The following is an 11,945-nucleotide window of genomic DNA, read 5'->3' as shown; positions in this document are numbered from 1 at the left end:
CCAGACCTTTAGCCAGCCCCTGACGTACCTGCATAATAGTGACATGCGGCGGACAAATAGATTGCACTTCTTCCAGCAGCTGACGTTTTACACGTTTTTCAAGCATAGCTTCTAACTCAAAGCTGGTATCGAAGTGGTTTTCAATGGAATTTTTAGACGAGTGAGTTACAAGTACAATTTCAGTGATACCCGCAGCAATACATTCGTTTACCACGTACTGAATTAATGGCTTATCAACCAACGGTAGCATCTCTTTCGGGATTGCCTTCGTAGCCGGTAACATCCTGGTTCCTAATCCCGCAACCGGGATAACGGCCTTTTTGACTTTTGAATTAATAGCAGCCATTTAAAACTCTCCTGGACTGTTCATGTATTGAACGTGTTCATCAATCTGTATCGCATCCAAGTATATCAGTACAGCGGTAAGCCTCTGGTCTGAAAAGGACGCACGTCGGTATAATTAAGACAAATACGAATAAATCTGGCGCTGATAGTAGCACTCGCAGCATGAGGGAGGTGAAGCAATTTCATTCCTCCCTCGCTCAATTGTTCATTCCGCAGACAACATCAGGCGCAGGCGACCACCCGCCCCCCAAATTTGGCACTGCCATGACTCACAGCGCTGGCTCAACTGATTAAGATAGGTATTGCCAAGCGTTCCCAGCGGTACGCCATTGCTGATTTGTACCTGATGGGAACCGGTATTTAATGTCGCATTCAGTCCTGCTGATACCAGAATCAGGTTTTTTAACCCGCTGTGGTAATACCCTACCAGCAAGGGAAACTGGCCGGGTAAATTAGCCTGACGCAGCAAATGGTTCACCTGTTTCAATAATGCCCCTAACTCTGGCAGCCGCTGATTTTGTTGCGTCAGTTGCTCCTGCAGCAAACCGTTAAATAGGGCTCGCAGTAATAATGCGGCCAGCACGCCATTATCCCCTGCCCGCGTGACATCCAGACAATAAAAAGCAAGGTCGTGATCCGACAGCGGCGCAATATCCAGCACCAGTCCTGGTTGATCGGCGGCAACCAATTGCCGATAGTTTATGCGACATTGTGAAATCACTTGCGATACAGGAGGCTGTAGCTCCTGCAACAGCTTTGCAGCAGCAGCAGGATCGTCCACCATGGCATCCCAGTCGCGAAACAGCCGCTCTTCTTCTTCAACCCGCGAATTGAACATATTGGGATACAGGCACGCAAAAACCGTTTCTCGCAGACGATTAAGATCCTTCACCGGTTTCAGAAGAACGTCGTCCACACCAAGTCGCAGCGCTTTGGCTATATCAGACATGTTTTCCGTCGCTGAAATCACCAGTATTGGCGTTTGATCGCCCCGATTGCGTAAATACTCAACCAGTTTAAGACCGTTCATTCGTGGCATTGCCAGGTCGCAGATCATCAAGTCAGGCGTAAAATGGCCAAGCAAATCCAGTGCTTCAAGCCCATCGCCGGCCACCGCCGTTGTCGCTCCCAAAGAGGAAAACCATGAGTCCATGAGTGAGCGGAATACCGGCTCATCCTCAACGATAAGAATCTGTTTTCCGACCAATGGCTGCGTCATATTCTCCCCCCTGACTGGCTTTAATAAATAGTGGCATGCTATTGCTACTCACGCCTGTCAGATTTAACTTAAGTATTGATAAAAAATGCCTAGACGTTGGTCTTCACCAGAGGTAGAAGCTCATCCATTTTCTTCTCAACCGCCAACTGCCCGGCAGCAATTGCTGCACTGGCGCGGTGGAAATCCAGCGTGGATATTTGCGGACAAAACGGCTGAATCAGGATATCAGGCGGGTCACCAGCCATACGGTTACGTTTCAGACGATTTTCCAGAACCTGAATAGAGGTTGTCATGATCTCCATCGCCGTCGGCGCGGTCACTGTCCGCCTCGCCGTAATGTTGCTCAGACGCTCTTTCAGACGGCCATGCCATGAGAGTTCGTCAGCGCCATCGCCTGATTCAGCATCGCTACTGACGTTGAAGGAGAGTAAATCTTGCTGCATAAGGTGCGCATCGTGCTGCAGGTCGACCGCAATAACGATATCGGCGCCCAGCGCACGCGTCAGGGAAACGGGGACGGGATTCACCACCGCGCCATCGACCAACCAGTAGCCATTATGCGCTACAGGGGACATCAGACCAGGAATACTGCAGGATGCCCGGACAGCCAGGTGCAAATCACCTTCGGTGAACCAGAGTTCCCGACCCGTACTTAAATTGGTTGCAACAGTTGCGAAACGGCGTGTGCATTGTTCAATCGCTTCTACCGGCATGACATTACGGTACTGGTTGAACACCCGTTCTCCGCGCAGTAGTCCTCCCCTGCGCCAGGAGAGATCCATCAGGCGTAAGACGTCCCAATAACTGAATGAACAAACCCACTGTTCGAGTGCAGGCAACTTATTGCAGGCGTAGGCAGCGCCAACCAGCGAACCAATGGAGCACCCTGCCACAATATCAACATCAATCCCCATATGCTTAAGGGCTTTAATCACGCCGATATGCGACCAGCCGCGCGCCGCGCCGGAACCTAGCGCCAGCCCAATTTTAATTTTTCTCATTGTACGTACAAACTTCCCCTGGCTTGCAGACGTAGCAACATCGCTACCGCTCAGTTAACATAGTGCCACCCTGGCGTTTTTACGCCGTTTTTTTATTCCAGGGAGTACTTTGTGTCTCAGCTTTGTCCCTGTGGTAGCGCTGTCGAGTATAGCCTATGTTGCTACCGTTATGTGTCCGGCGCGCAAGTAGCACCTACGCCGTCACACCTCATGCGTTCTCGTTACTGCGCTTTTGTGATGAAAGACGCAGATTACCTTATCAAGACCTGGCATCCGGACTGCCATGCCGCTGCGTTTCGTGACGACATTATCGCAGGATTTACGCATACCGAATGGCTGGGACTGACCGTTTTTGAGCAACACACGGCAGATTCAGAAAATATTGGCTACGTCAGTTTTGTCGCGCGGTTTTCTGAACAGGGAAAAACTGGCGCAATTATCGAACGCTCTCGTTTTTTAAAAGAAAACGGTCAGTGGTACTATATAGACGGTACACGCCCTCAAATTGGACGAAACGACACCTGCCCTTGTGGCTCGGGTAAAAAATTTAAGAAGTGCTGCGGCTAATCAACGCCCGACAGTATCAATTTTGCAAACATTCTCAATAGGATCACCGCTGCAAATGCATTCATTACAACGAAAAGTGCTGCGTACAATTTGCCCGGACCAAAAAGGTCTGATCGCGCGCATTACAAATATCTGTTACAAGCATGAACTGAATATCGTGCAGAATAATGAGTTCGTGGACCACCGTACCGGGCGCTTTTTCATGCGTACCGAGCTGGAGGGCATTTTTAATGATGTCACGCTGCTTGCCGATCTTGATAGCGCCTTACCAGATGGTTCCATCCGTGAATTAACGCCGGCAGGACGCCGCCGTATCGTTATTTTGGTCACCAAGGAAGCGCATTGTCTGGGCGATCTGTTAATGAAGGCCAATTATGGCGGGCTGGATGTTGAAATCGCTGCGGTGATCGGCAACCACGAGACGCTGCGTCCTTTGGTTGAGCGCTTTGATATTCCGTTTGAACTGGTCAGTCACGAAGGTTTAACCCGTGACGAACACGACCAGAAAATGGCCGATGCTATCGACGCGCACCAACCTGATTATGTCGTGCTGGCAAAATACATGCGCGTACTGACGCCGACCTTTGTTTCACGCTTCCCGAATAAGATTATCAATATTCACCATTCATTCCTGCCGGCATTTATTGGCGCTCGCCCATACCACCAGGCTTACGAGCGCGGGGTGAAGATCATTGGCGCAACGGCCCACTATGTGAATGATAACCTCGATGAAGGCCCTATCATTATGCAGGACGTAATTCATGTTGATCACACCTACACCGCGGAAGACATGATGCGTGCCGGCCGTGACGTTGAAAAAAATGTATTAAGTCGCGCGCTGTATCAGGTTCTGGCTCAACGCGTATTTGTTTACGGTAACCGAACGATCATTCTGTAATCGATTGATAATTTAATTGGTTACCTTTACATCTTTACGCGTAAAAATCAGGCAACCAGTTCTTTTTTATCAACGGAATACTTTACAGGGGCGCATCATCTGTTATGATGCGCCCCGCTTCCAACAGAAGCAGGCCAGTAATAAGCATTACCCCGTGGTGGGGTTCCCGAGCGGCCAAAGGGAGCAGACTGTAAATCTGCCGTCATCGACTTCGAAGGTTCGAATCCTTCCCCCACCACCATTCATTCTTGTATGTTCTCAAAAATAAGTATACCCCTGGTGGGGTTCCCGAGCGGCCAAAGGGAGCAGACTGTAAATCTGCCGTCATCGACTTCGAAGGTTCGAATCCTTCCCCCACCACCATCATTTCATAAAGCATCGACACCCAATCCAACTGCAGTTTGTCATATTCTTCCCATGCGGGAAGGACGAGAAGCTTCGACCAAGGTTCGATTCGAGCGTCAGCGAGAAAGCGTTGCCGCAGGCAACGACCCGAAGGGCGAAGCGCGCAGCGCGGAGTCATCCTTCCCCCACCACCATCATTTCCCTGTCGCACTTCAGCGAAATCAAACCTTATTGTCCTATATTCTGCTCTCGCTACGTGCCCGCAATAGGCCTGATGCGCTGCGCTTATCAGGCCTACAGAGAGTTGACGTCTGCGTAGGCCGGATAAGGCGGTTACGCCGCCATCCGGCAAACAGGCATAAAAAAACCCCGCCGGAGCAGGGTCTTATCTTACACAGATAACCGATTAGTGACGCGCGCGTACAATCTGATATTTGCGGGTCAGATACTCGACCGGAACGCTCCAGATGTGCACCAGACGCGAGAACGGGAACAGCAGGAACAGCGTCATACCCAACACCAAGTGCATGCGGAAGATAAACGCCACGCCATCCAGATATTCAGACGCGCCGCCGTGGAAGGTCACCACCGTTTGCGCCCAGTTCACCAGTTTCATCATCTCGCTACCGTCCATATGCTGAGCGGAGAACGGAATGGTCAGCAGGCCAAGAGCACACTGGATAACCAGGATGGACAGCACCAGAATATCCGCACCAGTGGTGGTGGCCCGCACGCGTGGGCTGAACAGACGACGTTTCAGCAGCAGCACGCCGCCGACCAGACACATCACGCCTGAGGCGCCGCCCGCAAACATAGCCATCTTTTGTTTCACTTCCAGCGGTAGCCACGCTTCGTACATCCAGTGCGGCGTCAACATGCCCAGAAAGTGCCCGGCAAAAATGCCCAGGATCCCGATATGAAACAGGTTTGACGCCAAGTTCATCCCTTTGCGATCCAGCATCTGGCTGGACGCCGCGCGCCAGGTATATTGCCCGTAGTCATAACGCAGCCAACTGCCGATCAGAAAGACAGAACCCGCGATGTACGGATAGATGTCAAAGAAGAACGTATTCAGGAAGTGCATTATTGCTGTCCTCCGGTGGTGATATTCAGATACTGCGGCGCAACGGCCCCGGCAAAACGACGCTGGTGAGCGGAGATTTCCGACTCACCACACCCCTGATCGGCGAAGAATTTCACCTGCTCTTCTTCCCAGACTGCATCAAGCGCTTGTGGTGTATCATCACGCGCTTCATCCGCAATTTTTTCAGCCACTTTGTCGCTGTCGATAACGGTATTCGCCAGTTTTAGCAGCAGATCAAACAGCACCGCATAACGGCTGTCACGCTGTTGCAAGCGAGCGCTGAGCAAAGCCAGAATCGGCGCGATATCCTGTAAACCACCTAACGCTTCGCTTTTCGGCAACTGCGCAAGGTATTCCAGATACAGCGGCAGATGATCGGGAAGTTCACGGCTGTCGAGCTGCAAACCGTGCTGCTCATATTGTGCCATCAGGTCAACCATCGCCTGGCCGCGATCGCGGGACTCCCCGTGAACATGTTCAAACAGCAGCAGCGATGTGGCGCGGCTCCGGTCAAACAGTTCGCTGTAGGCGGCCTGTACATCCAGCATGTCCTGCGCGGTTAAATCGCGCAGGAAAACGCCCAGGGTCTGGGCATCCTCTTTATCCAGGTTCTCAGATGACGCGAGTGCATCGAAAAACTCCTGCTGATGCTGCCATAAGGCAGCATCCGGGTACTCGAGCAGACGCGAAACAATGACGAGTTCAATCATTGGTGCGGCTCCGTTTTGCTGGTCACATCAACAGCGTCGATGCGGCGGCTGTTGAACAGATTGAATTTGGTATCAGAACCGTGGCAACCATCGCCGAAGGTAAAGCCACAACCGCTTTTCTCCGGGAATGCCTCACGCGCCAGTTCACGATGGCTGCTTGGCACCACGAAACGATCTTCATAATTAGCAATCGCCAGGTAACGATACATTTCCTGTGCCTGCGCTTCGCTTAATCCCACCTCTTCCAGCGCACGGGTATCAACTTTTCCGTCAACAGTTTCCGCACGTTTGTAGTGACGCATTGCCAGCATACGTTTCAGCGCCAACAGTACCGGCTGAGTGTCGCCAGCGGTCAACAGGTTCGCCAGGTACTGAACCGGGATACGCAGACTGTCTACATCCGGCAGAATGCCGTTGCTGCCAAGCTCGCCCGCATCGGCGGCAGATTGAATCGGTGACAAAGGCGGCACGTACCAGACCATCGGCAGCGTGCGGTATTCCGGATGCAGCGGCAGCGCCAGCTTCCAGTCCATTGCCATTTTGTAAACCGGAGACTGTTGTGCAGCATCGATGACGCTCAGTGGAATACCATCTTTTAGCGCCTGTTCAATGACAGCCGGATCGTTCGGATCGAGGAACACGTCCAGTTGACGCTGGTACAGATCTTTTTCGTGCTCAGTGCTGGCCGCGCTTTCGATCGCATCTGCGTCATACAGCAGTACGCCGAGATAACGGATACGGCCAACACAGGTTTCGGAGCAAACGGTCGGTTGACCCGCTTCGATACGCGGGTAGCAGAAAATGCACTTCTCGGACTTCCCGCTCTTCCAGTTGAAGTAAATCTTCTTGTACGGGCAGCCGGTGATGCACATACGCCAGCCGCGGCACTTGTCCTGGTCGATCAGCACGATGCCATCTTCTTCACGCTTGTAGATAGCACCACTCGGGCAGGTCGCCACACACGCCGGGTTAAGGCAGTGCTCGCACAGGCGCGGCAGGTACATCATGAAGGTGTTTTCGAACTGGCCGTACATCGCCTTCTGCATGTTTTCGAAGTTCTGGTCTTTGGCGCGTTTTTCGAATTCGCCGCCCAGAATTTCTTCCCAGTTCGGACCGCTGGTGATTTTGTCCATCCGCTGACCGGTAATCAACGAGCGCGGACGGGCAATCGGCTGCGCTTTACTGCCTTCCGGCGCGGTGTGCAGATTCTGATAGTCGAAATCAAACGGCTCGTAGTAGTCATCCATACCCGGTAGATGCGGGTTAGCAAAGATTTTACCCAGCAGCAGCGCACGGTTACCCATGCGCGGTTGCAGTTTACCGTTGATTTTACGGATCCAGCCGCCCTTCCATTTTTCCTGATTTTCCCAGTCATTGGGGAAACCGACGCCAGGCTTACTTTCCACGTTATTGAACCAGGCGTACTCCATACCTTCACGGCTGGTCCAGACGTTTTTACAGGTCACTGAACAGGTGTGGCAGCCGATGCACTTATCAAGATTCAGCACCATGCCGACTTGTGAACGAATTTTCATTTTACGCTCTCCTGTACCTGGTCATTGCCTTCGCCATCCAACCAGTTAATGTTCTTCATCTTACGTACAACGACGAACTCATCGCGGTTTGAACCGACGGTGCCGTAGTAGTTAAAGCCGTAGGCCAACTGTGCATAGCCGCCGATCATGTGGGTCGGTTTCGGCGTAATACGGGTCACCGAGTTGTGGATCCCGCCGCGCTGCTGGGTGATTTCTGAACCCGGCAGGTTAACGATACGTTCCTGCGCGTGGTACATCATGGTCATCCCGGCCGGCACACGCTGGCTGACAACAGCGCGGGCAGTTAATGCACCGTTGCTGTTGAAGACCTCGATCCAGTCGTTATCTTCGATACCCAGGTCTTTCGCATCCGTTTCACTCATCCAGACGATCGGACCACCGCGTGACAACGTCAGCATCAGCAGGTTGTCGCTGTAGGTGGAGTGGATACCCCATTTCTGGTGCGGCGTCAGGAAGTTGAGCGCTTTTTCCGGGTTACCGTTAGACTTCTCGCCGATCACCGCTTTCACTGAACGGGTATCGATTGGCGGACGGTAAACCAGCAGGCTTTCACCGAAATCACGCATCCACTGGTGATCCTGATACAACTGCTGGCGACCAGACAGCGTACGCCATGGGATCAGCTCATGAACGTTGGTATAACCGGCGTTATAAGACACATGTTCATCTTCCAGGCCTGACCATGTCGGGCTGGAGATAATTTTGCGCGGCTGCGCCTGTATATCGCGGAAACGAATTTTTTCGTCTTCTTTATTCAGCGCCAGATGCGTATGGTCACGACCGGTAAATTCACTCAGCGCAGCCCAGGCTTTAACGGCTACCTGACCGTTAGTTTCCGGCGCCAGGGTGAGGATCATCTCGGCGGCATCAATGGCGGTATTAAGCCAGGGCTGGCCTTTCGCCGGGCCTTCAGCCTTGGTGTAGTTGAGCTTACGCAGCAGATCCATTTCGCTCTGGGTATTCCAGGCAATCCCTTTCCCGCCGTTACCGATTTTTTCCATCAGCGGGCCGATGGAGGTAAAGCGTTCATAGGTTGCCGGATAATCACGCTCTACGGTCATGATGTGCGGCGCGGTAACGCCAGGAATCAGGTCGCACTCACCTTTTTTCCAGTCCTTCACGTCCAGCGGCTGCGCCAGCTCAGCGGCGGAATCGTGCTGAATCGGCAGCGTAACAACGTCGGTTTCTTTACCGAGGTGGCCCACGCACACTTCAGAGAATTTCTTCGCGATGGCTTTATAGATTTCCCAGTCGCTCTTCGATTCCCAGGCCGGGTCAACGGCGGCAGACAACGGATGAATAAACGGATGCATATCCGAGGTATTCATATCGTCTTTTTCATACCAGGTTGCGGTCGGCAGCACGATATCGGAATACAGACAGGTACTCGACAGACGGAAGTCCAGCGTCACCACCAGATCCAGCTTGCCGTCCAGTCCGTTGTCCTGCCATTCCACTTCTTCTGGCTTCACGCCGCTCTGCTGGCCGAGATCTTTCCCCTGAATACCGTGTTCAGTGCCCAGCAGGTACTTCAGCATGTACTCGTGGCCCTTACCGGAAGATCCGAGCAGGTTGGAACGCCAGATAAACAGGTTACGCGGATGGTTTTTGCCGTTTTCCGGCTGTTCCGCCGCAAAGCGAAGAGAACCGTCTTTCAGGGCGTTAACGGTGTAATCCACCGGCGTCATGCCGGCTTTCTTCGCCTCTTCAGCGATACGCAGCGGGTTAGTCCCTAACTGCGGTGCAGACGGTAACCATCCCATTCGTTCAGCGCGAACGTTGAAGTCAATCAAATGACCGCTATAACGGGATTTGTCTGCCATCGGGGACAGCAATTCCTGTGCGGTAACCGTCTCATAGCGCCATTGGCTGGAGTGGTTATAGAAGTAAGAGGTGCTGTTCATATGACGAGGCGGACGCTGCCAGTCCAGCGCAAACGCCAGCGGCTGCCAGCCGGTTTGCGGGCGCAGTTTTTCCTGCCCGACATAGTGGGCCCAACCACCGCCGCTCTGGCCGATACAGCCGCAGAACACCAGCATATTGATCAGGCCGCGATAGTTCATATCGAGGTGGTACCAGTGGTTCAGACCTGCACCGACGATAATCATCGAACGACCGTGCGTTTTATCGGCGTTATCCGCAAATTCGCGGGCGATGCGCACGATTTGAGCGCGCGATACACCGGTAATTTTCTCTGCCCATGCCGGCGTATACGCTTTCAGGTCATCGTAGCTGGTTGCACAGTTTTCATCGTTCAGACCGCGTTCCAGACCGTAGTTGGCCATGGTCAGATCGTAAACGGTCGTCACCAGCGCGGTAGAACCGTCGGCCAGTTGCAGACGTTTAACCGGCAATTTGTGCAGCAGAATGTTTTCCAGTTCAACTTTATTGAAGTGTTCGGTACCTTCGCCGCCAAAATAGGGGAAGCCGACTTCAGCGATGTCATCCTGGCTACCGAGCAGACTGAGTTGCAGTTCGGTTTCATCGCCCGATGTACCGTCGCGCTGCTCGAGGTTCCATTTACCCTTTTCGCCCCAACGGAAACCAATTGAACCGTTTGGCGCAACCATTTCACCGTTGCTGTTGATAGCGACGGTTTTCCATTCCGGGTTATTTTCCTGGCCCAGAGAGTCAACCAGATCCGCTGCACGCAGCATACGACCAGCAGCATAATAGCCGTCGCGCTCTTCGAGCATCACCAGCATTGGCATGTCAGTATAACGACGAACGTAGTCGGTGAAGTACTGGCTCGGGTTATCGAGGTGGAACTCGCGCAACATGACGTGGCCCATCGCCATTGCCATCGCCGCATCGGTCCCCTGCTTCGGCGCCAGCCACAGGTCGCACAGTTTGGCGATTTCTGCGTAGTCCGGCGTAATCGCTACCGTTTTGGTGCCTTTATAGCGAACTTCAGTAAAGAAGTGCGCATCCGGAGTACGGGTCTGCGGGACGTTAGAACCCCATGCAAGAATGTAGCTGGAGTTGTACCAGTCAGCGGATTCAGGGACGTCGGTCTGTTCGCCCCAGGTTTGCGGAGAAGCCGGCGGCAGGTCGCAGTACCAGTCATAGAAGCTCAGGCAGGTACCGCCAATCAGCGACATATAGCGTGCGCCGGATGCGTAAGAAACCATCGACATCGCCGGGATCGGCGAGAAGCCTGCGACGCGGTCAGGACCATAGGTTTTGATGGTGTACACGTTAGAAGCGGCAATCAGTTCATTGACTTCCTGCCAGGAGGAGCGAACGAAGCCGCCACGACCACGCGCTTGTTTGAAGCTTTTTGCTTTGTCGGCGTCTTCGATAATGGATGCCCAGGCATCTACCGGATCGCTGTGCAGTTTTTTGGCTTCACGCCACATCTTCATCAGACGTTTGCGCATCAGCGGATATTTCAGACGGTTAGCGCTGTAGAGATACCAGGAATAGCTCGCACCACGCGGGCAGCCGCGAGGCTCGTGGTTTGGCATATCTGGACGGGTGCGTGGGTAGTCAGTTTGCTGGGTTTCCCAGGTCACCAGACCATTTTTCACATAGATTTTCCAGCTGCATGAACCGGTGCAGTTTACGCCGTGGGTTGAACGTACGACTTTGTCATGCTGCCAACGCTGGCGATATCCGTCCTCCCAGTCCCTGTTGGTATTGAGAAGCTGGCCGTGCCCATCGGCAAAGGTTTCGCCCTTCTGCTTGAAGTAGCGAAACCGGTCCAGGAATTTACTCATCGGTTTTCTCCTGTAGGAGCCTGACGGCTCTCTGATAAATCGACATTGCTTATTTGCCAGCGAAGGTAACGCTCTGAAAGGGCGTGAGAATTGATAACGATCAAGGCAGACAGGGATGAAAAATGAGGGACGTTTTTCACATACCCCCTAAGTGGGATATCAGTGAATTAATTAAAGCATTGAATTTAAATAACTTTTTAAAATCCACTTATCATGCAAATGTTAAATTCTTTATAAGTGGGTATTAAGGGGTATCCCCCCTGCCAGGCATATTGCGAGCACCGTTCTCATAGGATGTTGTCATGTCACAACATAAGAGTATGTTGTAACTAATAGCAGGCAAAAAAAAGCGCGGTCTAACGCCGCGCAATGGATAATCAACCTACACTTCATCCTTCAAACTGCCTCTGCGTTGGCTGCGCTCGTTCTCCCCAGTCACTTACTACAGTAAGCTCATGGGGATTTCTCACTTGCCGCCTTGACGCAATTCGAATGATTTTG

9 protein-coding genes, 2 tRNA genes and 1 other RNA gene are annotated in these 11,945 nt (G+C 52.6%); 5 read left to right on the top strand and 7 right to left on the bottom strand.

Annotated features, from left to right (window positions below; genetic code table 11):
• The 3 genes from KQJ18_RS03785 to rssA all read right to left on the bottom strand — a co-directional run.
• On the bottom strand, positions 1–346 hold a 346-nt coding region (locus KQJ18_RS03785), incomplete at its 3' end, for a sugar phosphate nucleotidyltransferase (protein WP_216421438.1).
• A gap of 204 nt (positions 347–550) precedes the next feature.
• Complete coding sequence (gene rssB / locus KQJ18_RS03780) at positions 551–1,564, bottom strand: two-component system response regulator RssB (protein WP_038641109.1); 1,014 nt, start codon at positions 1,562–1,564, stop codon at positions 551–553.
• A gap of 89 nt (positions 1,565–1,653) precedes the next feature.
• A complete protein-coding gene (rssA, locus tag KQJ18_RS03775) occupies positions 1,654–2,565 on the bottom strand; it encodes a patatin-like phospholipase RssA (protein ID WP_069324649.1) in 912 nt (303 codons plus the stop codon).
• Positions 2,566–2,676: 111 nt separating this feature from the next.
• Here rssA and KQJ18_RS03770 point away from each other — a divergent pair, with 111 nt between their 5' ends.
• The 5 genes from KQJ18_RS03770 (at position 2,677) to KQJ18_RS03750 (ending at position 4,569) form a co-directional block, all read left to right on the top strand.
• The gene (locus KQJ18_RS03770) at positions 2,677–3,132 is read left to right on the top strand and encodes a YchJ family protein (RefSeq protein WP_038641113.1); all 456 of its coding nucleotides are present in this window, start codon (positions 2,677–2,679) and stop codon (positions 3,130–3,132) included.
• Between the two features lie 55 nt (positions 3,133–3,187).
• Positions 3,188–4,030: a formyltetrahydrofolate deformylase gene (gene purU, locus KQJ18_RS03765; protein ID WP_006684274.1), complete on the top strand. Its 843-nt coding sequence runs from the start codon at positions 3,188–3,190 to the stop codon at positions 4,028–4,030.
• 156 nt (positions 4,031–4,186) lie between these two features.
• Positions 4,187–4,271, top strand: a tRNA-Tyr gene (locus KQJ18_RS03760).
• A 37-nt stretch (positions 4,272–4,308) separates the two neighbouring features.
• Positions 4,309–4,393 (top strand) — tRNA-Tyr (locus KQJ18_RS03755).
• 44 nt (positions 4,394–4,437) lie between these two features.
• Positions 4,438–4,569, top strand: a non-coding RNA gene (locus KQJ18_RS03750) — RtT sRNA.
• 212 nt (positions 4,570–4,781) lie between these two features.
• Here the strand turns inward: KQJ18_RS03750 and narI are convergent.
• From narI to KQJ18_RS03730, 4 genes are read right to left on the bottom strand one after another with little or no spacing between them, the layout of a single operon-like run.
• Positions 4,782–5,459, bottom strand: a complete 678-nt coding sequence (gene narI, locus KQJ18_RS03745; RefSeq protein WP_038641116.1) for a respiratory nitrate reductase subunit gamma — start codon at positions 5,457–5,459, stop codon at positions 4,782–4,784.
• A complete protein-coding gene (gene narJ / locus KQJ18_RS03740; RefSeq protein WP_216421437.1) occupies positions 5,459–6,169 on the bottom strand; it encodes a nitrate reductase molybdenum cofactor assembly chaperone in 711 nt (236 codons plus the stop codon). Before narJ ends, narI begins: the two co-directional genes overlap by 1 nt.
• On the bottom strand, positions 6,166–7,704 hold the full coding sequence (narH, locus tag KQJ18_RS03735) for a nitrate reductase subunit beta (protein ID WP_038641118.1): 1,539 nt from the start codon (positions 7,702–7,704) through the stop codon (positions 6,166–6,168). Before narH ends, narJ begins: the two co-directional genes overlap by 4 nt.
• Positions 7,701–11,444, bottom strand: a complete 3,744-nt coding sequence (locus tag KQJ18_RS03730) for a nitrate reductase subunit alpha (protein ID WP_174330890.1) — start codon at positions 11,442–11,444, stop codon at positions 7,701–7,703. The genes narH and KQJ18_RS03730 overlap by 4 nt, the downstream gene beginning before the upstream one ends.
• Positions 11,445–11,945 lie beyond the last annotated feature (501 nt).

The organism is Citrobacter sp. S55_ASV_140, from assembly GCF_018919505.1.
GTDB lineage: Bacteria > Pseudomonadota > Gammaproteobacteria > Enterobacterales > Enterobacteriaceae > Citrobacter > Citrobacter werkmanii.
Note: the sequence above shows the minus strand (reverse complement) of the source record. Positions and strands in the feature narration are given on the sequence as shown.